This is a genomic window from Pseudomonas sp. UV AK001, assembly GCF_046097675.1.
In the GTDB taxonomy this organism is placed as follows: Bacteria; Pseudomonadota; Gammaproteobacteria; order Pseudomonadales; family Pseudomonadaceae; genus Aquipseudomonas; species Aquipseudomonas kribbensis.
In genome coordinates this window covers 259,023-281,811 of sequence record NZ_JBJUVZ010000008.1, presented here as the reverse complement: position 1 = coordinate 281,811, position 22,789 = coordinate 259,023, and the positions used below count along the sequence as shown (strand labels likewise).

21 protein-coding genes are annotated in these 22,789 nt (G+C 60.8%); 7 read left to right on the top strand and 14 right to left on the bottom strand.

Annotated elements, in window-relative coordinates:
• Nucleotides 1–15: 15 nt before the first annotated feature.
• Nucleotides 16–1,443: a mechanosensitive ion channel domain-containing protein gene (locus tag ACKLNA_RS21905; RefSeq protein WP_408987068.1), complete on the top strand. Its 1,428-nt coding sequence runs from the start codon at nucleotides 16–18 to the stop codon at nucleotides 1,441–1,443.
• A gap of 58 nt (nucleotides 1,444–1,501) precedes the next feature.
• On the opposite strand, the gene ycaC is transcribed toward ACKLNA_RS21905, so the two are convergent.
• The 6 genes from ycaC to ACKLNA_RS21875 all read right to left on the bottom strand — a co-directional run bounded on the left by ycaC (nucleotide 1,502) and on the right by ACKLNA_RS21875 (nucleotide 8,078).
• Complete coding sequence (gene ycaC / locus ACKLNA_RS21900; RefSeq protein ID WP_408987067.1) at nucleotides 1,502–2,128, bottom strand: isochorismate family cysteine hydrolase YcaC; 627 nt, start codon at nucleotides 2,126–2,128, stop codon at nucleotides 1,502–1,504.
• 66 nt (nucleotides 2,129–2,194) lie between these two features.
• Entirely contained in the window at nucleotides 2,195–4,033 is a 1,839-nt protein-coding gene (locus tag ACKLNA_RS21895; protein ID WP_085747770.1) for an amidohydrolase, read from the bottom strand.
• Between the two features lie 45 nt (nucleotides 4,034–4,078).
• Entirely contained in the window at nucleotides 4,079–4,705 is a 627-nt protein-coding gene (locus tag ACKLNA_RS21890; RefSeq protein ID WP_408987066.1) for an antibiotic biosynthesis monooxygenase, read from the bottom strand.
• Nucleotides 4,698–5,114, bottom strand: coding sequence for a DoxX family protein (locus tag ACKLNA_RS21885; protein WP_408987065.1), 417 nt, complete (start codon nucleotides 5,112–5,114; stop codon nucleotides 4,698–4,700). Before ACKLNA_RS21885 ends, ACKLNA_RS21890 begins: the two co-directional genes overlap by 8 nt.
• A 191-nt stretch (nucleotides 5,115–5,305) precedes the next feature.
• Nucleotides 5,306–7,039, bottom strand: a complete 1,734-nt coding sequence (locus tag ACKLNA_RS21880; protein ID WP_408987064.1) for a hypothetical protein — start codon at nucleotides 7,037–7,039, stop codon at nucleotides 5,306–5,308.
• A gap of 115 nt (nucleotides 7,040–7,154) precedes the next feature.
• The gene (locus ACKLNA_RS21875) at nucleotides 7,155–8,078 is read right to left on the bottom strand and encodes a LysR substrate-binding domain-containing protein (RefSeq protein ID WP_408987063.1); all 924 of its coding nucleotides are present in this window, start codon (nucleotides 8,076–8,078) and stop codon (nucleotides 7,155–7,157) included.
• Nucleotides 8,079–8,288: 210 nt separating this feature from the next.
• On the opposite strand from ACKLNA_RS21875, the gene ACKLNA_RS21870 reads away from it, so the two are divergent.
• Nucleotides 8,289–8,690 carry a helix-turn-helix domain-containing protein gene (locus ACKLNA_RS21870; protein WP_408987062.1) on the top strand — a complete coding sequence of 134 codons (402 nt, stop codon included), beginning with the start codon at nucleotides 8,289–8,291 and terminating at the stop codon, nucleotides 8,688–8,690.
• A 7-nt stretch (nucleotides 8,691–8,697) separates the two neighbouring features.
• On the opposite strand, the gene ACKLNA_RS21865 is transcribed toward ACKLNA_RS21870, so the two are convergent.
• Nucleotides 8,698–9,267 (bottom strand): flavodoxin family protein, encoded by a 570-nt coding sequence (locus ACKLNA_RS21865; RefSeq protein ID WP_408987061.1) that lies wholly within the window; start codon nucleotides 9,265–9,267, stop codon nucleotides 8,698–8,700.
• 332 nt (nucleotides 9,268–9,599) lie between these two features.
• Here ACKLNA_RS21865 and ACKLNA_RS21860 point away from each other — a divergent pair, with 332 nt between their 5' ends.
• Nucleotides 9,600–12,386 (top strand): ATP-binding protein, encoded by a 2,787-nt coding sequence (locus tag ACKLNA_RS21860; protein WP_408987060.1) that lies wholly within the window; start codon nucleotides 9,600–9,602, stop codon nucleotides 12,384–12,386.
• Here ACKLNA_RS21860 and ACKLNA_RS21855 read toward each other — a convergent pair.
• Nucleotides 12,348–13,820: an ATP-binding protein gene (locus ACKLNA_RS21855; protein WP_408987059.1), complete on the bottom strand. Its 1,473-nt coding sequence runs from the start codon at nucleotides 13,818–13,820 to the stop codon at nucleotides 12,348–12,350. The genes ACKLNA_RS21860 and ACKLNA_RS21855 overlap by 39 nt on opposite strands.
• 90 nt (nucleotides 13,821–13,910) lie before the next feature.
• On the bottom strand, nucleotides 13,911–14,861 hold the full coding sequence (locus tag ACKLNA_RS21850; protein WP_408987058.1) for a GlxA family transcriptional regulator: 951 nt from the start codon (nucleotides 14,859–14,861) through the stop codon (nucleotides 13,911–13,913).
• 213 nt (nucleotides 14,862–15,074) lie between these two features.
• Between ACKLNA_RS21850 and ACKLNA_RS21845 the strand changes: the two genes are divergently transcribed.
• Nucleotides 15,075–15,797 (top strand): pirin family protein, encoded by a 723-nt coding sequence (locus ACKLNA_RS21845; RefSeq protein ID WP_408987057.1) that lies wholly within the window; start codon nucleotides 15,075–15,077, stop codon nucleotides 15,795–15,797.
• A 52-nt stretch (nucleotides 15,798–15,849) separates the two neighbouring features.
• Here the strand turns inward: ACKLNA_RS21845 and ACKLNA_RS21840 are convergent, their stop codons facing one another.
• Both ACKLNA_RS21840 and ACKLNA_RS21835 read right to left on the bottom strand, forming a co-directional pair.
• Nucleotides 15,850–16,602 (bottom strand): hypothetical protein, encoded by a 753-nt coding sequence (locus tag ACKLNA_RS21840; protein WP_408987056.1) that lies wholly within the window; start codon nucleotides 16,600–16,602, stop codon nucleotides 15,850–15,852.
• Between the two features lie 249 nt (nucleotides 16,603–16,851).
• A complete protein-coding gene (locus tag ACKLNA_RS21835; protein WP_408987055.1) occupies nucleotides 16,852–17,727 on the bottom strand; it encodes a LysR family transcriptional regulator in 876 nt (291 codons plus the stop codon).
• Between the two features lie 134 nt (nucleotides 17,728–17,861).
• On the opposite strand from ACKLNA_RS21835, the gene ACKLNA_RS21830 reads away from it, so the two are divergent.
• The 3 genes from ACKLNA_RS21830 (at nucleotide 17,862) to ACKLNA_RS21820 (ending at nucleotide 20,482) form a co-directional block, all read left to right on the top strand.
• Complete coding sequence (locus ACKLNA_RS21830; protein WP_408987054.1) at nucleotides 17,862–18,860, top strand: NAD(P)H-quinone oxidoreductase; 999 nt, start codon at nucleotides 17,862–17,864, stop codon at nucleotides 18,858–18,860.
• 112 nt (nucleotides 18,861–18,972) lie between these two features.
• Nucleotides 18,973–19,917 (top strand): alpha/beta hydrolase, encoded by a 945-nt coding sequence (locus ACKLNA_RS21825; protein ID WP_085712041.1) that lies wholly within the window; start codon nucleotides 18,973–18,975, stop codon nucleotides 19,915–19,917.
• Between the two features lie 151 nt (nucleotides 19,918–20,068).
• Nucleotides 20,069–20,482 carry a VOC family protein gene (locus tag ACKLNA_RS21820; protein ID WP_408987053.1) on the top strand — a complete coding sequence of 138 codons (414 nt, stop codon included), beginning with the start codon at nucleotides 20,069–20,071 and terminating at the stop codon, nucleotides 20,480–20,482.
• Between the two features lie 56 nt (nucleotides 20,483–20,538).
• On the opposite strand, the gene ACKLNA_RS21815 is transcribed toward ACKLNA_RS21820, so the two are convergent.
• The 3 genes from ACKLNA_RS21815 to ACKLNA_RS21805 all read right to left on the bottom strand — a co-directional run bounded on the left by ACKLNA_RS21815 (nucleotide 20,539) and on the right by ACKLNA_RS21805 (nucleotide 22,771).
• A complete protein-coding gene (locus tag ACKLNA_RS21815; RefSeq protein WP_085712039.1) occupies nucleotides 20,539–20,868 on the bottom strand; it encodes a hypothetical protein in 330 nt (109 codons plus the stop codon).
• 74 nt (nucleotides 20,869–20,942) lie between these two features.
• The gene (gene rtcA / locus ACKLNA_RS21810) at nucleotides 20,943–21,974 is read right to left on the bottom strand and encodes an RNA 3'-terminal phosphate cyclase (RefSeq protein ID WP_408987052.1); all 1,032 of its coding nucleotides are present in this window, start codon (nucleotides 21,972–21,974) and stop codon (nucleotides 20,943–20,945) included.
• 8 nt (nucleotides 21,975–21,982) lie between these two features.
• On the bottom strand, nucleotides 21,983–22,771 hold the full coding sequence (locus ACKLNA_RS21805) for a nucleotidyltransferase domain-containing protein (RefSeq protein WP_408987051.1): 789 nt from the start codon (nucleotides 22,769–22,771) through the stop codon (nucleotides 21,983–21,985).
• Nucleotides 22,772–22,789 lie beyond the last annotated feature (18 nt).

Sequence of the window (22,789 nt, the reverse complement as noted above, 5' to 3'; positions counted from 1 at the left end):
GCCGGAGTGCATCCCATGAGCCTTTTTTCTGCCCACCTGCTGTCCTGGAGTGCCCTGCTGCTGGTGCTCGACGCCCTGCTCTGGCATCTCGTCCCGTTCAAGCATCGCGCACAACGGGTCGGTGTGCGGCTGGTGCTGTTCCTGGCCTTCAGCGCGCTGATCATCAATGCCGGCGTCAGCCCGTTGCAGGCGCCGTTGTTCGCCGATGATCAGGTAGCGCAACTGGGGGCGACGGCGCTGGGGATTTTCTGGTGGCTGTACGCTGCGCGGGCGCTGACCGAAGTGATCGGTCTGATTCTGATGCGGCGCATCGGCCACAGCGGCCGGTTGTTGCAGGACGTGATCGGTGCGCTGGTGTTTCTGGCGGCCATCGTCGCGGCGGCCGGTTACGTGCTGGAGCTGCCGGTCAAAGGCCTGCTCGCCACCTCCGGGGTATTCGCCATCGTCGTCGGTCTGGCGCTGCAAAGCACCTTGGCCGACGTGTTCTCGGGCATCGTGCTCAACACCACCAAGCCGTATCAGGTGGACGATTTCGTGGTGATCGACGGCGTCGAAGGCAAGGTGCTCGACATCGACTGGCGCGCCACGCACCTGCTGACCAGCGCCGGGACCCTGGCCGTGGTGCCGAACTCGGTGGCAGCCAAGGCCAAGATCGTCAACCTCAGCCGCCCGAACAACCTGCACGGCGTGTCGATCAGCATCAAGGTGCCGAACCACATTCGCCCGCGCCGGGTGCTCGACGCCCTCGACCGCACCTTGCAAGGCAGCAGCAGTCTGCTGCTGTCGCCTGCGCCGAAAGCGCTGCTGAAAGAGGCCGGCGAAGAAATGACGGAATACGTGGCCAGCGGCTTCATCGCTGAACTGGGCAAGAAAGGCGAAGTGCGCAATCAACTGTTCGACCTCGCCCACCGCCATCTCGAAGCGGCCGGCATTTCGCGGCATCCGGACGGCGTGATAGAGCCTTCGACCCGCGCCCGTGCCTTGCTCGATGAAGTGAAAATCTTCCGCTCGCTGAGCCATGAAGAACGCGATCGCCTCGCTGAATCGATGGTCGCGCAGCAGTACAGCGCCGGGCAGGTGGTGCTCGGTCTGGAGGAAGTCCCCGACAGCCTGTTCGTGATCGCCACCGGCGTGGTCAGCGCCAGCGTGCCGGACGGCAATGGCTTCACCGAGGCCGGGCGCATGGGCCCGAGCGAAGTCATGGGCGAGCAGAGCATTCTGGCGGATACACCGTCGCAGGCGACGTTCACGGCGCTGACGTCTTCGATCATTTATCGCCTCGACAAGAACCTCACCCGCCAGTGCATGGAACAGCGCAGCGAAGTCGGCCAGGCGTTGAACAAATTGCAGGCGGTACGGCAGCAGAACAGTCGGCTGGCGTTGACGGCCAAGCCTGTGCCGGTTCGTAAGGGCGGGTTTCTGGGGTGGTTGCAAAAGCGTTGAGCCCTTTTCGGCAGACAAAAAAATGCCCGCTCTTCAGCGGGCATTTTTCTTCTACCAATTACTTGGCAGTGAACTTGGTGTAGCTGTGGATCAGGTTGCGATAGTTCGGCAGGCGTTCCGACAGCAGATTCGCCAGGCCTTCCATGTCGTTGCGCCAGTCAACCTGCAGCTCGCACGCCACAGCGAACCAGTTCAGCAGGTGCGCACCGGCCGCCGACATACGCGCCCAGGCAGCTTGCTGCACGGTGGTGTTGAAGGTGCCGGAAGCGTCAGTCACCACGAACACTTCAAAACCTTCAGCGATAGCCGACAGGGTCGGGAACGCCACGCACACGTCAGTCACCACACCGGCGATGATCAGTTGCTTGCGGCCGGTGGCCTTGATCGCCTTGACGAAGTCTTCGTTGTCCCAGGCATTGATCTGGCCAGGGCGGGCAATGAACGGCGCGTCCGGGAACTGCGCTTTCAGCTCAGGCACGATCGGGCCGTTCGGGCCGCTGTCGAAGCTGGTGGTGAGGATGGTTGGCAGCTTGAAGAACTTGGCGATGTCGCCCAGGGCCAGCACGTTGTTCTTGAACTCGTTCGGCGAGAAATCCTGCACCAGCGAGATCAGACCGGTCTGGTGGTCGACCAGCAGCACCACGGCGTCGTCTTTGTTCAGGCGTTTGTAAGGAACGTTGCTCATGTGAAACTCCTCGGGGATGGGTGATACGGCAAGCGCCGGCCACGAAGACCGGCGCCGTTTACGGGATCAGAAAGCGAAACAGGAACAACCGAACGCGCCCCAGAAACCGGCGAAGTCGCTGACCGGCGCATTCGACATCCGGGCTTTTTCATGGCTGTGGGTATGCACCGCGCACGGGCCGCTGCACTGGTGCACCTGGGCCTGCAATGGCGAATTCGGGCGCCAGTGGCCAGGGACCTTGACCACCGGCGACCAGTCCGGCAGTACCGGCAAGGCACGCGGGCCGAGGTCTTCGAAGTCGCCGGCGGAATAAACGATCTTGCCGCCGACCACGGTCAGTACCGACTCGATCCACTTGATCGCTTCTTCTTCGACATGGAAGAAGTCCGCGCTCAGCGCTGCCAGATCCGCCAGTTGTCCGACCTTGATCTGGCCCTTCTTGCCCTGCTCGGACGAGAACCAGGCGCTGCCGTGGGTGAACAGTTCCAGCGCGGTGGTGCGTGGCAAACCCTCTTCGTACAGCGCCAGACCGCCAACAGTGCGACCGCTGACCATCCAGTACAGCGAAGTCCAAGGGTTGTAGCTCGATACCCGCGTGGCATCGGTGCCCGCGCCGACCGGCACGCCTTCGGCGAGCATGCGTTTGATCGGTGGGGTGGCTTCGGCGGCCTGTTTGCCGTAGCGGTCGACGAAGTATTCGCCCTGGAACGCCATGCGATCCTGGATCGCAATACCGCCGCCCAGCGCTTTCACTCGCTCGATGTTCTGCGGGGTGATGGTTTCCGCGTGGTCGAAGAACCATGGCAAACCGTTGAACGGAATGTCGCGGTTGACCTTCTCGAACACGTCGAGCATGCGGCTGATCGATTCGTTATAGGTGGCGTGCAGACGGAACGGCCAGCGCTGCTCGACCAGGTGGCGCACCACCGGCTCCAGTTCCTGCTCCATGGTTTGCGGCAGGTCCGGGCGCGGTTCGAGGAAGTCTTCGAAGTCCGCCGCCGAGAACACCAGCATTTCCCCGGCGCCGTTGTGGCGCAGGAAGTCATCGCCCTGATGTAACTTGACGCTGCCGGTCCAGTTCTGGAAATCGGTCAGTTCTTCTTTGGGCTTCTGGGTGAACAGGTTGTAGGCGATGCGCACGGTCAACTGGTCGTCTTTGGCCAGTTGTTCGATCACCTGATAATCGTCCGGGTAGTTCTGGAAACCACCGCCGGCATCGATGGCGCTGGTCAAACCGAGGCGATTGAGCTCGCGCATGAACTGACGGGTCGAGTTGACCTGATATTCCAGCGGCAGCTTCGGCCCCTTGGCCAGCGTCGAGTACAGAATCATTGCGTTCGGCCGCGCCACCAGCATGCCGGTCGGATTGCCGTTGGCATCGCGCACGATTTCGCCACCCGGCGGGTTCGGCGTGTCGCGGGTGTAACCGGCAACGCGCAACGCAGCGCGGTTGAGCAACGCACGGTCATACAGGTGCAGGATGAACACCGGGGTGTCCGGCGCTGCCTGGTTGATTTCTTCGAGGGTCGGCATGCGTTTTTCGGCGAACTGGAATTCGTTCCAGCCACCCACCACGCGCACCCATTGCGGGGTCGGCGTGCGGTCGGCCTGATCCTTGAGCATGCGCAGCGCATCGGCCAGGGACGGCACACCTTCCCAGCGCAGTTCGAGGTTGTAGTTCAGGCCGCCACGGATCAGGTGCAGGTGCGAGTCGTTGAGGCCGGGAATCACGCAGCGGCCCTTGAGATCGACCACCTGGGTACCGGCACCGCGCAGGGCCATGGCCTGCGTATCGTTGCCGACGACGACAAAGCGTCCGTCCTTGATCGCCACGGCACTGGCGAGCGGTTTTTCGCGGTCTACCGTATGAAATTGGCCATTGAACAGAATCAGATCGGCGTTCATCGCAGTTCCTTCGAGATAAGTGAAACGAAGCCCATACCCGCCGGCTCAGCGCGGCGGGTTGGCATTGGATTCCAGGTGTTCATGGGACTGACTGGCCGCCAGCCATGGTGCGAACAGACGAGTCGCGGCCGGCATGCACACGTAGACCACCGACACCACGATGGTCAGCGTGATCAGGAACGTGGCGACCACATAGTTGGAGAGAAACCCGTTGAGTTTGAGCAACGGCCCCCAGATCAACGGCACCAGCAAGGTGTGTGGCAGGATCACGAAAAGTGAGACCACCGCCTGCTTCCAGCGTGGCGGCGGCGTGGCGGCGTCGACCAGCGGGGTGAACCAGAATTCGTTGGCCGCATTGACCTCGGTCTGGTCGCCGTCGGCGAGCATCGGCGCCGCTTCTTCGATCAGCTTCTGACGCTGCGGCGAATCGAGCCAGCGCTGCATCGCTTCGGTCGAGCAATAACGCAGCACGCAGGTGAACAGCGCGAGGCCGCCCTGTTTGCTGCGCATCACGTCCACGCCCAGGTGCCCTTCTTCACGCCCCGCCACGCTGACAATGTTGCGCAGCCAGGCTTCGTAGGGCTGCTCGAAACCGGCCTTGACCCGGTGCTTGACGATCAGCGTCACGGTTTCTTCGGTTCCCGGTTTTCTCAGGGACGGGGTATCAGGCATAGCGAAGCACTCCGGGCAAACGGGCATTGAGCGCCAGCCGTCCGGGCCCGGCGATCAGAACAGTGGTGAAGAGGATCAACAGCAACCAGCCGAACTGCCCTTCGGCCACACTCCATTGCGGATGCACGAGCAGCAGCGCCACCAGCAGCACAAACAGAATAGGCAAGCACGCCAATCTCACCAGTAACCCGGCGACGATCAGCAGCGGACAGAGGACTTCGGCGAAAATCGCCAGAATCAACGTGAGGTGGGCACCGAGGTGGAACGGGTCTTCAATCAGCCGCAGCTGTGCAGTGAAATCCAGCAGCTTGGGCAAGCCGTGGACGAACAGCAGAAACAACCCGCCGGAGACCCGCAGGAACAGCAGGCCGAGGTTTTGCGCCTGGTCATTGCGTTGTACAGCGCTCATGGGTCCACCCTTGATCAATCATTGCAGGCCATGGTGCAACGATTGGTCGGGGGGAAATTGGATGGGTGTGCTCTCTTTACTCTTGAACGATTGTTCCCGCTTAGATCGTTCCCACGCTCTGCGTAGGAATGCAGCCCGGGACGCTCCGCGTCCCACCCGTCCAAAGCCGAAGACCTTATTCCCTCCTCCGGTCACCGCGTATCCACGATGGTGTACCGACGCGGCTCGAAAACCGTGACTGCCGTCGAGTTCACCACTTGGTCTGTTCTCACTGAGAACATGATGCTCAACAATGTCCCGACCCCGAGCGACAGCAGATAGTCGGCCGGGAGTCTGAAGGTGTAGCCCAGATTCGTGACCCAGGCCTGATGAACCGAATTGCGATCAGGTGTCCAGATACTTCGATTGTTCTCGGCACCATTGGCCGTGAAGCCCATCAGGGTGAGTTCCAGCCGTTGAGCTCTCGCCATGTGTATCCAGCCGCCAAACGTCAGATTCGCTCCGGCCACGATGTCTCTTTTATCCAGTTCGAGGGTGCCTTTGGCCTCGTCGATCACTGGGGATATGAGCAAGTCGCTCGGGATCGGCAGCACGGATAGCGCCAAGGGCTGTAATTGCACCGCGGGTGCACCGCCGCGTATGTAGGAGGCGGTGGCTTCAACGGTTTTGCCGATGCTGAAGGCCACCAGAGAGACAGGCGCCGATATTTCTCTGGGCGTGGCACCCACAGCAACCGGCGGCGAGGTATACGAACCCGCCGCTGGCGTACCCGGCGCCGCGGTCCAGCTTACGCTGACCTGATCGGCAGGCTGGCTCGGATAATCGAGGACAAATGTCAGCGCTGCAGTCGCAGCAGCCGGATTCAAATTGGTGTTGCCGGTTGATTCCTTGATCCGTACTTCGCGGTTTTCCAGAACGTTGATCGCCCAAGTATTGGATACGCCGCCACCGGCGTATTGACCTGTAAAGACGTGGCGGCCCTGGGTCAATCCGGTAACCGGAAATTGCCATTCGCCCGCAATGGCCGGCGCCCTGCCCAGAGGCGCTTGCCCATCAAACACGCTGACCTCTTCTGTCGCGGTGCCGTGCAATGTGGCGCTGGTGAAAGGCGTGTCGCCACCTTGGGCGATCTCCCGATCGAGCGGATCAGTGATCCGTTCGATCCCTGGTGCGCTCACGGGGTCCGTCAGGACGATGTAGTTACGATGTGCAAATGCCTGGGCCTTGGATAAATCCGGACTGTTCTGCAGCCCGGCCCAGAATCTCATCGTCAGCACGCTGCCGTTTTTCAGACCTTGCAGTGGTGCAGCAGGGACCCTTTCTTCGTAATATCCCAGACTGAATCGATTGCCGACGACATTCTCCGGTGGTTGCCAATACCAGGCCTCCCAGACACTACCGTCGGCCTTCACACCTGTGAGCAGGAGCCAGAAAAACTGCTCGCGTCTGCTCAGCAGCCATGACCGGATACGCAAAGTAACCTGAGTCAGATCGCCCACATCCAGGTGAGTGCCCTCACCTTCGTCGCTTGCCTCTTTGATCACCGGCCGGGGCAGATCAAGTGGATTAATGGGCGGTATGTAAAGCGGCAAAAGTTGTGATTCCACGGGCAGTTCAGTGACACGGTAAAGCGTGTAAAAGACTCTGACGGTCTGCCCGAGATTGAAAGCCACCAGTATGTTGTCAATGTGGGTCGTAAAAGGGGGTTTAAATCCACTGATCGGTATGCGCGGCGACGTATAGGAACCGGAACCTGAAGTTCCGGCCCACGTGATAGTTATTGAGTCTCCTGGCAACCAAGGGAAGTCGATTATTACCATCAGGCTGTACCGAGCGGCTGCAGGCACCAGGACGCCGTTGATACTTTCTTTGATTTCCAGTGGCGGCAGATCGTCACGGGTGAGCGCAGGAATCCGCGTGTCCATATTCACTTCCCTCAAGGGCTGGCCGACTCGGCATTGGCCCATGAAACACGGGAAGGCGAACACGCGCCACTGTCAGAACTAACAGGGTAAACACGGTTTTAGACGAGCGGCGCCCTTACACCACTGGAATATCCAGCGACACCGACATGAACTGACTGATCCGCGAGCGCAGCCATTTCTCTGCCGGATCGTTGTCATGCACCCCGCTCCACGCCATCGACAGTTGTGCCGCATCAATCGGGAACGGTGGATCTTCAGCCCGCAACGCACAGCCTTCGACCAACGCACACGCGGCGTAATCCGGCACGGTGGCGATCATCTCGGTGCCCGCCAGCAGCGCGCGCAAGCCACTGAACTGCGGCACCCCGAGCACCACCCGGCGGCTGCGGCCGACCTTGGCCAGGTCCACATCGATGTTGCCGCTCAGATCACCCGAGAACGACACCATCGCGTGGGGCCGCTCGCAGTATTCGTCGAGGGTCAACGGACCCGGGCGGTCATCGCCGCGCAGGACCTTGCAGGGAATGTCGCGCAGTTTCTTGCGCTTGGCGTTGGCCGGCAGATCGGTGGTGTAACTCACGCCGACGGAGATTTCCCCCGACGCCAGCAATGTCGGCATCAATAGATAGTTGGCTCGGCGCACCACCACCACGATCCCCGGTGCCTCTTCCTGCAACTGGCGCAATAGCGGTGGAAACAGACCGAACTCGGCGTCATCCGACAGGCCGATGCGGAACACGTCACAACTGGTAGCCGGATCGAATTCCTTGGCCCGGCTGACCGCGCCGGAAATCACGTCCATCGCCGGTTGCAGTTCCTGAAGAATCGCCAGCGCCCGTGCCGTCGGCTCCATGCCGCGACCGTTGCGCAGCAGCAATGGATCGTCGAACAGATCGCGCAGGCGGCCCAGTGCCGCGCTCACCGCCGGTTGGCCCATGAACAGTTTTTCGGCGACGCGGGTCAGGTTCTTTTCGAACATCAGGGCTTCGAAAATCACCAGCAGGTTCATGTCGACGCGGCGCAGATCGTTTCGGTTCATGGGCGTGTTTTCCTTTTGGGCCAGGCGCAAGTGCTACGCACTTTACTTGATCGGCGACCTTTCGAAATCAGCTTTGGCGGCGGAATTAACAACGTTTAACTCGTCAGCCTTCGCCCCTCGCCAAACAATGAATCCCTCTGCGCAGCGTTGTTTTATTGACCTGAGGGAAAGCGCTGACCGTGCCTTCCCCCCTCGACACGGACATTGGCCATGGCTCACTCACAGCAAACCGTCGCCCTCGCCCCTGCCAGCGAACCCCGCAAAACCAGCACCGGCGGCCTCAGCCCGCAGCGCGAGCGGCTGGTGAAACAACTCATCCTCGAACGCCTCGGTGACAGCCTTGAAGTGACCGAACTGGCGAGCGCCTGCTCACTCTCTCGCAGTCACTTTTCCCGGGCGTTCAAGTGCAGCACCGGGTACTCGCCGCAAGACTGGATTCGCGCCCAGCGGATCGCCCGGGCCAAGCTGTTGATCCAGCACACCAACCACAGCCTCACGCAGATCAGCCTGGAATGCGGCTTCTGCGATCAGGCGCACTTCTGTCACATTTTCACCCGCAGCGAAGGGATCAATCCGTTTGCGTGGCGGTGTCAGGTCATGAAAAACCGCTGAGGCGGTTTCAGCCCCGAGCCATGCGCTGAGCCAGTCGCGCTACCCGCTCCCCCAGGTGCGCGGCGGTCAACTGGTCTTCCAGCGGAGGGGCCTGTTCGGGCGGTTGCTCGACGCAAGATTGGGACATGGCGCCGAGGGAGCTGCCGAGGCGATTCAACTGGCCGTCGAAAACACCTTGGCGTGCACGCGCCGGCAACAGATCGAGCCCGACCCAGATCATCGAATGCTGGGCGGCGAACACCGCCAGTTGCAGCAGGGTATTGAGTTTGTCGCCACACAGGCTGCCGGAGTTGGTGAAACCCGCCGCGAGTTTGTCGCGCCACGGCCGGGCAAGGTAGAACGAGGCCGTGGCCTCCATGAATTGCTTGAACGCCGCCGAAGCGCTGCCCATGTAGGTCGGCGCGCCGAAGATGATGGCGTCGGCGCGGTGCAGGTCATCCCAGCGGGTTTCCACGTCTTCCACCGCCAGCAACAGGCAGGTGCTGCCCACGTGGCGTTCCACACCCTGGGCCACAGCCTGGGCCATGACGCGGGTGTGCCCGTAGCCACTGTGATAGACCACCACTACCTTGCTCATCGCAGCGTCCTCCGGACGTATGCACTCCATTGCCTTGGAGTTTTGGCTCTGACGCGGGCGCGGACGAGTTAATCGTTGTTAATTTTTCCCGGCTGTCGGGTGAACCGGTGCAGGTTTCAGCCTTTAAATACAGTGGTAATGGCATTGGATGCCGACCGATGTCCAAACGGCAGGACTTCACGCCCGTTGCGCTGGCATCAAATCCTGAGGAATATGCTCAGATACCGCGGATTAGACAGCTTGCGTGACCCTCAAGTCTCTATCCGCCCTGCCCGTCACAGGTTCTTCACCACGACAGCGCAGGATTACAAAAACATCGCAGGAGTGAGCGGTTGAGTCTTTCCCCGAATCAGGCCATCGGTTTCGGCCCCTATCGGATCCACCCCGGCCAGCGGCTGGTGCTTGAAGGCGACCAGCCTTTGCGCCTGGGTCGGCGTGCCATGGACATTCTGCTCATCCTGCTGGCCAACGCCGGCGAGGTCGTGAGCAAGCAGCAATTGATCGCCGGGGTCTGGCCGGACAGCGTGGTAGAAGACATCAATCTGCGGGTGCACATGGCGGCGCTGCGCAAGGCCCTCGGCGACGGTCAGGCCGGGCAACGCTACATCGTCACGGTGGCGCAGCGCGGATACAGTTTCGTCGCGCCGGTCCTGCTGCAATCCATCGAGCAACGCCCCGCCGCCGCCAACCTGGGCCGACATAACCTGCCGTTGCGCCGCACGCGGATGATCGGGCGCCAGACGGTGGTCGACAGCCTGATGACGCAACTGCCGCGCCAACGCTGCATCACCTTGGTCGGCCCCGGCGGCATCGGCAAGACCACCGTAGCCCTGCGCGTCGCCGAACAGTTGATCGGCCGCTATCGCGACGGTATTCGTCTGCTGGATCTGGCACCGCTCAACGATCCGGGCTCGATCTGTTCGCACCTCGCCGCCCTGCTGGATCTGTCACTGCACGACAATGAACCGATGGCCTGTCTGATCAACAGCTTGCGCGAACGGCAGCTGCTGCTGGTGATCGACAATTGCGAGCACTTGATCGACGCCGTGGCGCTACTCGGCGAAAGCATTCTGCGCGGCGCGCCGCAGGTACACATTCTGGCCACCAGCCGCGAAAGCCTGCGTGCCGAAGGCGAATACGTGCAGCGTCTGGAATCCCTCGACTGCCCGCCGCCGATTGCGGTGCTCGATCGTGATCAGGCGATGGGGTTTTCCGCGCTGCAACTGTTCGTCGAACGGGCGATGGCCGCACACGAGCATTTCGAGCCGGACAATGCCGACCTGCCCTTGATCATCGAAATCTGTCGGCGGCTGGATGGTATTCCGCTGGCGCTGGAACTGGCCGCCGCGCAGGTGGCGAGCCTTGGTCTGGACGGTTTGCTGAGTCAGCTTCAGGGGCGCTTGCCGACCGGCAATCAGACTCATCTCGGTCGACATGAAACCCTGCGGGCCACGCTGGACTGGAGCTTCAACCTGCTCAACGGCTGCGAACAGACCGGCCTGCGCCGACTGGGTGTGTTTCGTGGTGCGTTCACGCTGGAATCTGCGGCGGCAGTCATCGTTGGCCAGCATATCGAGCCGGGCGAAGTGTTCGCCTCGATCACGCAACTGGTCGCCAAGTCGCTGCTCAACGTCGAGGTCGGCGATGAGGAGGTGTTCTATCGCCTGCTCGATACCACTCGCCGCTATGCCCTGGAAAAACTCGATCAGGCCACCGAACTCGGCGAAACCCGCGAGCGTCATGCCGAACGCTGTCTGGCGCTGATGCATCAGGCCCAGGCCGATTGGGAGAACACGCCGACCGCCGTCTGGATCGAGCGCTACGCCCGAGGCCTCGAAGATCTGCGGGCGGCGCTGGAGTGGACACTGAACGATGAAGGCTCACGTCATCTCGGCGTGCGGCTGACGGCGACGTCGGCGCCGTTGTGGCAGGAGTTGTCCCTGCTCAAGGAGTACGGCGTGCATGTGCGCCGGGCACTTGAGTTGCTGGAGTCCTCCGTAGAGTCTTGCCCACGGCTGGAAATCGCCTTGAAACTGGCCCTCGGCAGCGCCTGCTATCACACCTGGGGCGGTACACCGGAAACCATCGAAGCCTTCGTCAGCGCCCGACGGCTGGCGCAACAACACGACGACATGGCCGGCCAATTGCGCGCCGTGTCGGGACACATGGCGGTCAACCTCAGTTGCGGCCATTACCGGATGGCGCTGGAGCAAAGCGAACAATTCGAAAGCCTCGGCCTGCATGGCGATGCGCAGTTGTCCTTGAGTACCCACCGCTTGCGGGTGCTGGCGTTGCATTACGCCGGCGACCAGCATCAGGCGCGGATCCACGCCGAACAGGTGATCCAGCGCATGGCCCATAGTGGCCACCTCAACCGTTTCACCCACGGTTTCGGCGTGCAATACGATCAGAGCGTCGCCTCGTTGACCGTCCTCGCCCGAGTGTTGTGGCTGCAAGGTTTTCCCGAGCAGGCCTGGCGTACGGCGCGGCAGGCACTGGACATCGCGGTGCAGATCAACCATGGCACGTCGATCTGCTACACCCTGGCCCTCGCCTCGTGCCTGATCGCCCATTACAACGGCGACGTGCAGAACGCCCGCGCACTGCTGCAACTGTTGCTGGAACAGGCGCAGAAGCATTCGGTGCTGCTGTTTTACACATGGGCGCGGCACTATGCGCAGGTGATCGACGCCGATAGAGCCCCCGCCATCCCGCCTGCCGATAGCGGTCTGGTCAGGGAAATCATGGTCACGCTGGATCCGGGTTTCATTGATGATGCCTTGCTGGAACGGGCACAGAACGGCGCGGCCGGCTGGAGCACGGCGGAGATTTTGCGGGCACGGGCCGAGCGATTGCTGGCCGCTGAATCGCCCTGTCATCATTCGGCCGAAAGCGCCTTGCAGCAGTCCCTTCAGATTGCCCGGACGCAAGGTGCTCTGGCCTGGGAACTGCGCAGTGCGACGTCGCTGGCCCGGTTATGGCAACGCCAGTCGCGCTATGGTGAGGCGTTTGAATTGCTCACTCCGATCTACCAGCGCTTCACCGAAGGCTACGCTACCCCGGACTTGCGCAAAGTGCGTTTACTGCTCGACGAGTTGCGCGGTCAGTCTGCCGCTTGAGGCTGGCCGTGTACGGCCCAGGTAACGCGCGTGCCGACGCTCGACATCATTCAGTTCGCCACCCTGCTCCAGCCGTTCGCGGGCATAGCGGCGTGTGGTGTTGAGCATTCGAAAGCGCAGTGTTCCGCTGGATCGATCCACCGTCAGCAACGACTTGGCCGCCAGCTGTTCAATCACTGCCACCAGCATCGAAGGTGGCAGTTGCGCGCAACTGATCACGCCAATGGCGGCGTCGAGGGTGAATGCCATTTTGAACACCGACAAGCGTTGCAGCACGCGTTGTTCGTGCTCGCTCAAGCGCTGATAGCTCCAGTCCAGCGCGGCACACATCGACTGATGGCGTGGCACAGCGGTCCGGCGGCCGTGACTCAGGACTTGCAGACCATGATCCAGTTGCGCCTGCATGCCGACCAACGCCAGTGCATCGATCTGCGCCGCTGCCAGTTCGATCGCCAGCGGCAGGCCGTCGAGCCGTCGACAGATATCGCGCACGGTTTCCAGATCCTGCTCCCGCAAATGGAAACCGTGCTGACGCGCACGGGCACGACTGACAAACAGCTGCACCGCCGAATAACCCATGGCCTCGTCGACGCTGTTGAGCGCCGAGGCCTTGGGAACGGTCAGGGGCGGCATTGGCTGCAGGACTTCCAGACCGAGACGCAACGGCTCGCGGCTGGTGGCCAGGATCGACAGACGGGGCGCGGCATCGAGCAGTGTTTGCAGCAGGCTCCGGCAGGCTTCGTGCAGGTGCTCGCAGTTGTCCAGCACCAGCAACGCGTGGCGCGCTGCCAGTGTGGGAAAATCGATGTCGAGGGTTTTCAGCAGATGATCGAGAAGCGGGATGTCTTCGTCGATCAGCGACAGGTCCACCTGCCACACGCCGTCACGAAAATGTTGCAGCAGCAGTTCGGCTGCGCGCAGTGCCACGGTGCTTTTGCCGACACCGGCAGGCCCCGTCACCGTTATCAGTCGGGACAGCGGCAGTTGCCGCACCAGGCCGCCGACCAGTGAATCACGACCCGTAACAGGGGTCAGCCGTGCGGGCAGATTATGCTGTGGCACTTGCAGGCTTTCGAACACCACTTGCGCGACGCTGTCACCCTGCACCGGCGCAACGAAGCTGTACCCGCATTGCGGCACGTTGACGATGTAGCGCTGCCCGCTCTCGCCATCGCCGAGGGCCCGACGCAACGCCGCGATGTGCACCCGCAGATTGATCTCTTCGACCACCGAGTTCGGCCACACCAGCGCGATCAATTGCTCTTTGCTGACCACCCGCCCGGCCCGCTCGACCAGCACTTGCAGAATGTCCAGCGCACGACCGCCCATGCGCAGTTGCCGATCCCCGTCGAGGATCAGCCGTTGGCGCAAGTGGAACGCGTACGGTCCGAAACGCAGGACCGACGCCGAGCTCAATTCGTCGAGGCTGTTCATGTCCGTTATCTTGGCAGGCCTCGATGACGGTACAACCACCACACGGGGCCCGGCACGGACATCCGCATGCCCGTAACGGACAAAAACGCTCTAGCTGAACTGTTCGCGGTACTGGGCCGGGGTCAGCCCGAGCTTTTCGCCGAACAGAAAACGCATATGCCGCACGCTGCCGAAGCCGCTTTTGTAGGCCACGGTCTTCAACGGCAGATCGCTGGTCTCCAGCAGATTGCGCGCGCAGTCGATGCGCGCACTTTGCAGGAATTCCATGGGCGTCATGTTGACCTCCCGGGCGAACACCCGGGCGAAATGGCGAGCGCTCATGTTCGCAAGTCCTGCCATGCGTTCGATGGTGAAGCTTTCTTCAAGGTGTTCCAGAACGTGATTCTGTACCCGGGTGATGGGGGTTTCCTGGGGCGAAACCGCCGCCATCAACGGACTGAATTGCGCCTGTCCGCCCTGACGTTTCATCACCACCAGCAGCACTTTGGCCACGTCCTGAGCGAGCTTCTTGCCATGATCGCGGGCTACCACTGCCAGTGCCAGATCGATGCCGGCAGTGACACCGCCAGAGGTGATCAGGTTGCGGTCTTCGACAAAGATCTGGTCGGTGGCGACATCCGCCTTCGGAAAGCCTTTGATCAGACGCTCTGTGTAATTCCAGTGGGTAGTGACGCGGTAGCCGTCGAGCAATCCGGCGTAACCCAGCACAAAAGCCCCCGTGCAAATCGAGCCGTAGCGCTCGGCACGACCCACCGCGCCTTGCAGCCAGGCCAGCAGCGGCGGACATTTTTCGTTGTAGGCCCCGGGGCCGCCCGGCACCAGCAGCAGGTCATAGCGATCACCGGCTTCGTCGATATGCCGGTCGGTATGCACCAGCACGCCGTTGGAAGCACGCAGCGGCCCGCGTTCAGTCCCCAGGAGCGTCAGTTGATAATGGTCGTCCGGCTTCAGGTATCGGTTGGCAACCGAAAACACTTCCAGCGGCCCGGCCATATCGAGCAGTAGAAACTCGGGAAACAACACCATTGCCACGGTTTTCATGAGCAGACATCACTGAAATCAATGAACGGTTATAAGTTGCCGCATTATGGCCAAGTACAGCGCAAACGTTGAAAAAGAATGCGTGAACTGACGCACACTACTGTCAACCATGAGGGGACAGTATTTCAATTTTCACCTACTTATTGCACATCAGAGTAACCAGTAATCTTCTCCTCACTCGGACGAATCAACGTCCTGAAAGGAGATTTCATCATGCTGACCCTTCGCAAAGCTTCCGACCGTGGTCTGGCCAATCATGGCTGGTTGAAGTCGTTCCACACCTTTTCTTTCGCCAGTTACCGCGACCCGCGCGAGCAGGGTTTCTCCGACCTGCTGGTGATCAACGATGACCGCGTCGCCGCTGGCAAAGGCTTTGGCCAGCACCCGCACCGTGACATGGAGATTTTCTCCTATGTGCTCGAAGGTGCGCTGGAACACAAGGACACCCTTGGCACCGGTTCGGTCATCCGCCCCGGTGACGTGCAACTGATGAGCGCCGGCAGTGGCGTGGCCCACAGCGAGTTCAACCATTCGGCGACCAAGCCTGTGCACTTCCTGCAGATCTGGATTGTGCCGGACGTGAGCGGCGCGAAACCGCGCTATCAACAGGAGCACTTCAGCGAACAGAAAAAACGCGGTCGCCTGCAATTGATCATCTCGCCGGATGGCACCGACGGTTCACTGAAAGTACGCCAGGATGCGCGGGTGTATGCCGGGCTGTTCGATGGTCAGGAAAGCGCCACGCTCAAGCTGCCTGCAAACCGCTACGCCTATGTGCATGTTGCTCGCGGCAGCATTGAACTGAACGGCGTGCAGTTGAAGGAAGGCGACGGTGTTCGGGTTCGTGAAGAACAGGCGCTGACCCTGAGTAATGGCCAGGATGCCGAAGTACTGGTGTTTGATCTGCGGCCACAGGAGTTGCCGGAAATGCCATGAGGCAGTCCGGTTTTCATCGGGCACAAAAACGGCCTTCGTTGAAGGTCGTTTTTCATTCTGCGGACAAGGTCGTCGAAACCGCCGGTACGGGATTTCCAGCCTCCTTCACTGACTGGACCATTGCCAGGGTGGTCTGCATCGTCACAAGCACATTTGACTGATTCGCGTAGTAGGAGCCTACAAGAATGGCAACCATCCCCAGAAAATGAACGGTCGTCGCCGCCCAGTAGTTCGCCTTGATTGTCGAGACCATTCTCATTGACTCGTCCAATCGCTCCATAGCCCGATCCGAGCGGGCCGCCATGGACGCATAACGTGCATCACGCTCAAGGTGAGCCTTTTCTTGTTCCAGACGGAGTTTCTCCTGTGACTTTTCGCGCTCCTGCCAGGCCTTTCTGGATTCTTCCTCTCTTTCCAGTCGCGCTTTTTCCCTCTCCTGCCGAATCTCCTCCAGATGCCGCTCCCTGGCCAGACGCACTTCTTCCTGAGCCTCCTCTCGCTTCAGCCAATCTTCTTGCCGAACCTTCTCTTCCTTCAGCCATTCCTCTTGTCGAGCTTTCTCGTCCTTCCGCCAATCCTCTTGTCGAGCCTTCTCGTCCTTCCGCCAATCCTCTTGTCGAGCCTTCTCTCGCTCCAGCCGCACATTTTCCTGAATGCACTCCTGCTCCAGTCGTGCCCTGTCTCGCTCGGCCTGCTCGATGAGAAAACCATCGATTTTCGCGGACATCGACTCGATCCGCGCGTCGATTCTGGTCTCGATGATCTCGATTCTGGCGCTGAATTCGTCTCGCGTTATGTAGTTCATAGACTCCGCACTGCCCGTATGGCCGACCATGTCACCTGTTTGAAATTGGCTGAATTCCCTTGCAATCAACTCCGCACCTCTGACGTTTATCAATACATCCCTGATTGATCACCTCGGTACGTTTTGCCAGACCGCCCAAGGTTTGATAAACGATAGAACCCGGGCAAAAAACTCACAAGACAGCTGATTCTGGCGCGGATGTAGGCAATGTCGCCGGGTTATGTAGCCGTCCTATACGGCCCGAATGAGCTATTCATTTTCCAGCGCAAACGCCTCGACAATCTGCTCGATCACCGCCCTCACCCGCGCCGTATGGCGCAAATCCGCATGGGTCACCAGCCACACCTCGTAGGGGAGCAGGCGCGTGCGATCCGGCCAGAGCCTGACGAGGCTGTCGCGCTCTCCCATGTAAACCGGGATTTCTCCTACACCGAGACCGGCCGCAATCGAGCGTCGTATCAACAGGCTGGAGTTCAGACTTGCGACAATTCGCCCGCGATTCACCGGCTCGCCTGCCAGGGTGATCTCCTTGTTGCCTTGCAGGTACGGTTGGTACACCACCAGATCGTGGCCCTCGAATGCAGTGCCCGGCGCAGGCACGCCATGGGCATCCACATAGGCCCGGGATGCAAACAACCCCACCGGCCAGCGTGCCAGGCGTCGGGCGATCAGATCAGGGTTTTCCGGTCGGGCGTTGCGTACGGCAATGTCAGCCTCGCGCTTGGCGAGGTTGAGCATCTGCGTGGAGGCGTCCAGTTGCACACGCACGTCAGGGTGTTGCCCATGCAAGCGCGAGATGGCCGGGATCAGGAAGTCGATGGCCAGCGAATCGGTGGTGCTGACCCTCACGTTTCCGGTCAGGCGATCATCCAGGCCCTGGATCTGTCGCTCCAGCTCCAGCGCCGAATGCTCCATTTTCTCGACCGCCTTGAGGGCGGCTTCGCCCATTGCAGTCAGTGCATATCCCTCGGAAGTCCGCAGGAACAACGTGGCATTCAGCGACTTTTCCAGTGCCGCAATACGCCGTCCGACCGTGGCCTGGTCTACCCTCAATACTCGCGCGGCACCGCGTAATGTCGACTCGCGGCAGACCGCCAGAAACACCCGTGCATCATCCCAGTTCATGCTGTCCTCTCACGATGCAGAATCGCATCACCAGCAAGCAAAATCGCTGCATTTATGCAGCCAAGATAGCCGATATGCTGGACGTCATGAACCTTTCACGGGGCCAAACGCCCCAACGCACGACAGGAACCGACATGACCTTGCCCACCGAAATGACTCGAATCGAAATTACCGAACCTGGTGCTCCCGACGTCCTGCAACCTCGGCGTGTGCCGCTGCCGGTCGTCGCGCAGGGCGAGCTGCTGATCCGCGTGCACGCTGCCGGCATCAATCGGCCGGATGCCTTGCAACGCGCCGGCAAGTATCCGATGAGACCCGGCATGAACCCGATTCCCGGTCTGGAAGTGGCTGGAGAAGTCGTGGCGCTGGGTGCTGGTGTCAGCACTTTTGCCGTGGGCGACAGGGTCTGCGCGCTGACCAATGGTGGCGGTTATGCCGAATACTGCACGGTTCCGGCGGGTCAGGCCTTGCCGATCCCCGACGGAATGGATTGGGTCAAGGCCGCAGCGATCCCCGAAACCTTTTTCACGGTATGGGCCAACCTGTTCGGTCTCGGTGGCGCCAGCCGTGGCCAGCGTGTGTTGATTCACGGTGGCACCAGCGGCATCGGAACTACCGCACTGATGCTGTGCCGCGAGTTCGGCATCGAAGCCTTCGCCACCGCCGGCAGCGCCGACAAATGTGAGGCTATCCGTGAGTTGGGCGGTGAGCCGATCAACTATCGCGAACAGGATTTCGCTGCCGTGATCGCCGAGAAAACCAACGGCCAGGGCGTCAATGTCGTCCTCGACATCATGGGCGGCTCGTATCTGAACGCCAACCTCAACGCACTGGCAATGGATGGCCGCGTGGTGATGCTCGGCTTTCTCGGCGGCGCCCGTGCCAACGATGTCGATCTGCTGACCATTCTCGGCAAACGGGCCGTGGTCACCGGTTCCTTGTTGCGCGCACGCACTTCTACGGAAAAGGCTGCCATCGCCGATCAACTGCGCGAGCACGTCTGGCCGGTATTGGCCGCCGGGCGTTGCCTGCCGATCATCGACAAGATTTACCCGCTCACCGACGCGGCCCAGGCCCACGCGCACATGGAGGCAGGCGATCACATCGGCAAGATTGTGCTCAACGTGGCATGAGTCACAGCATCGTTTTGTAAAGATTGCTGGCGGGCGACGGTCGAAATTGTCACGCGGGAATCAAGGCATCTGGTAAAAAGCCTTCTTTGTCCGTGCTGTGGTGAAACCGTCCATGTTCCTTGCCTTCATGACCCGACTCCGACGCCGTCGACTGGCGTTCGCTTGCATGGCCGCCCTGATCATCGGCCTGCCGACGAGTTGCGCCGTACTGGAGCACACCGAACGCAAGCTGCTGTTTCGCATCGAACCGGGCACAGCCGGCTGGTATCACGGTTTGCCCGGCAGCGTTCAGGAACTGGATCTGAAGCCCAAAAGCTTCAAGGCCGGGCAGAACATTCATGCCTGGTGGTGGCCGGCGGAACGGGCCAATGCCCCGGCCATCCTCTACCTGCATGGCGTGCGCTGGAACCTGACCGGACAACTGTTCCGCATCGAACAGCTGCGCGCGGCGGGTTATTCGGTACTGGCCATCGACTACCGTGGCTTTGGCCAAAGTCATGGTGACTTGCCGTCAGAAAGCACCGTTTATGAAGATGCACGGGTAGCCTGGGAACGCTTCCAGCAACTTCAACCCGACCCCGGCAAACGCCTGATTTATGGTCATTCCCTCGGTGGTGCCGTCGCCATTGACCTCGCCGCCGAACTGGGCCGGGACGCCGCCAGAAACCATACGCCGCTGCCGGTACGGGGACTGGTGATCGAGTCCACCTTCACGTCATTGGCCGACGTCGCTGCGGCGGTGGCTAACACGTCCCTGCCCGTTCGTTGGTTGCTGTCGCAGAAGTTCGACTCCATCGACAAGATTGCCGACATCCATATGCCGTTGCTGGTGGTGCACGGTCTGGCCGATGCGTTTGTGCCGTCACGCTTCAGCGAGCAACTGTTCGCGGCCGCCAGCCAACCCAAGCGATTGCTGTTGGTGCCCGGCGGGACGCACAACAACAGCATGGCATTGGGCGGACAAAACTATCGCAAGGCGATAGATGCCTTGATGCAAACCAAACCTGCCGCACGCGTCGCAGGCGCAACGTTGTTGCAAGGCGCGCGCGACTCCTGAAGACAGAGACCATTGGTCATCCCGACGTAAATAATTGCCACACTGACTGGCATTCCTTCGATCCAAGGCTTTGCTGGATGGAGTCAATCCATGACGCAGCCTCGGCACACCCGGCCGCGCTGCGTTTCACTGCCTGTTCGGGAGCATCACCATGAAAATCAACCCGTACCTGATCTTCAACGGCGACTGCCGCGCCGCCTTCACGTTTTACGAACAATGCCTTCAAGGCAAGCTCGAGGCGATGATGACGTTCGGCGAAACGCCTGCCGCCGAGCACGTGCCGAAAGAGCACCACAACCTGATCATTCATACCTGCCTGAAGGTGGGTGACCAGATGATCATGGCTTCGGACACCACGCCCGACCGCCCGACCCAAGGCATGAGCGGTTGCTCTGTTTCCCTGAACGTCGACACCGTCGCCGAAGCTGAAAGAGTCTTCAATGCCCTGGCCAAGGACGGTCGGGTGGACATGCCCCTGGAGGCCACTTTCTGGGCTGCGCGTTTCGGCATGCTGGTGGATCGTTTTGGCGTATCGTGGATGGTCAATTGCGAAAGCGAGAAGTGATATTGCGATTGCACCAGACATGAAAAAGCCCGACCTCTTCAGGTCGGGCTTTTTGTTTATCGCTGAGCCAGTTCATGTCTCACGCACTGTTCGTAATAGGTCTGCTTGACGGCTGCGGGCTTGAGACGCGAGGTACTGTTATAGGTTTGTTCCGTGATGCCCATCGCGGTCATACGCATCCACGGCTGCTGAAACTTGCGCACCTGCAAGCGCTTGCGGGCGCCATAAAGGGAAATCCCCGACAGCTTCGATTGCTGCGCGCCGGCTGCGATATCCGAACCCCAGGTACAAGCAAAACGATGGCTCTTGCTCAGTTCCCTCCCCTGGGCCCCCAGCGCGAAAAGAGCCAGGGAAAGCGTTGCAACGGTGATGACAGTCGTCCGCATAGGGCCAGCCTAACCTTTTGAAAAAAGGCGAGTTTGCCGGTGCCGGAGAGATTCGGGGGCCAGCAGTTTGCCGCCTATTGGTCCCGGGGGCTGACTTCGATCCTCAATTGATCGGCGCCTTCTTCGCGACATGCGATGGAGACTGGCAAAAAGCGTTCGATCACGGCGATGTTGCTGTGCAAATGCTCGGTCATCCCGGGGGTCGTAAACGAGCCCGATCCGGCCAGCGCCATCGGCAACAACAGTTGATCGGCCAGATGCTCGGCCACTGCTGCGCCACTGCGCAGCCAAGCGTCTGCTTGATTGATCGCAACGTCCGCAACGGCCTCTGCGCGCAGTGAAGCCTGGCCAAATGCGCTGAATACTTCCGTGACGTGCTCAAACGCGTACTCCAGCAACAACACGTTACCCGGCCCGCAATCCGGATCAAGACTGATGGCATTCATCGCTGCTGGCCGCACATCCAAACGCCGGGCCACACGCTCAAGCTCACGTGTGGCGATGTCCGATGCGAGCCCTGCCGTCAGCGCAAACGCCTTTTGCGGAAGCGCCGAGCCGCGATCACACACGTGCAACGCTGACAGTTTCGACGGCTGCACCGTGGCCTCGATTTCGCCGCCACCTGCAGGAACGAATCCATGGCGCAGCAGCTTCAGATCAACCTCGGCGCCCATGCGTCGCATCAACGGCAACCAGCTGCGGGTGAGGAAATCGGTCGGTGGCGCCAACGGGTTATGGGTGCCACCGCTGATCCATACCCGACTGGCTTGCGGCGCCCGCAACAACGCGGGCAGCAACGTCTGCAACACCAGTGTGCAACTGCCGGCGGTACCGATGGCAAAGCGGTATTCGCCGCCGCGAATCGGCCCGGGCTCGAAGCTCAAAGCCTGCGAACCCAACTCTGCGCCTTGAGTCCTTGCACCGCAGACCTGTGCCGCCGCCATCACGGCGGTCAGGTGCTGGCGTAACAAACCCGGACGACTGCGTTTGGCACGAATCCGTTCGATGCGAAATGCCCTTCCCGTCACCATCGACAGGCTCAAGGCACTGCGCAACACCTGTCCACCGCCGATGGCGCCGTCCAGTTCAATCACGTCCTGTTTCATTTTCTTCCTTATGCGTACAACCCGACGGTTTCTCTGAGGTATTGATCGAGCTGACTTGAGTCCTCCCGGGTTCTGGCCAATGTCGGTACTTCGCGCTCAAGTTCAGCCGCGATGAATCGATGTAGTGCCGGGCGACGAGCACCATAGGCGCTCTCATCGGCATTGCGTTTGAGCGCCAGCAGCTCGTCAACCTCTTCGAGCAACGCCCGGTCATCGACAGTGCTCAGCAGGTCTGCGAACGTCATCGGTGGCCGGCCACGGCCTTGATCGATCCAGCGCACGGCCAGCAGCGGTCGCAATACGTAGAAGTATTTCTTGAACCTCACGCTGTCGCCCTGCAAATAGCCACGGAAGTTCTTCTTCGCCATCGACAGGTAGTGATTGCGCGCGGCCGGCGGGCTGTAGAACGCCTCGGCGAGCGCCCGAAGTTGAGAGACTGCTGCAGTTTCGCTGCGGTACACCAGCGGCGAGTCGAGCCACTCCAACAAGGTCGGATTGGACTTTCGCAACAGCCCGAGGGTTTTGCGCAGCTCCCAGCCACTCACGTCGAGTTCATCATCCAGCGGCCGCTCGATCACGTCCCGTGGTGTATCGACCTGGACGAACCACTCGGGTTTCTCCACATAAACGAAGCGCACGTCGTAATCGCTGTCGGTCGAGGCAAATCCCCAGGCCCGACTGCCCGACTCGCAGGCATACAACACCGTGACATTACGCTCGCGCTCTATGCGCGCCAGCTCTTCCAGCACCCGGGCGCGCATGGCGCTGCACAGCGGGTGACGTTCTTCGAATTTCATGTCCTTCAATCCTTGTTC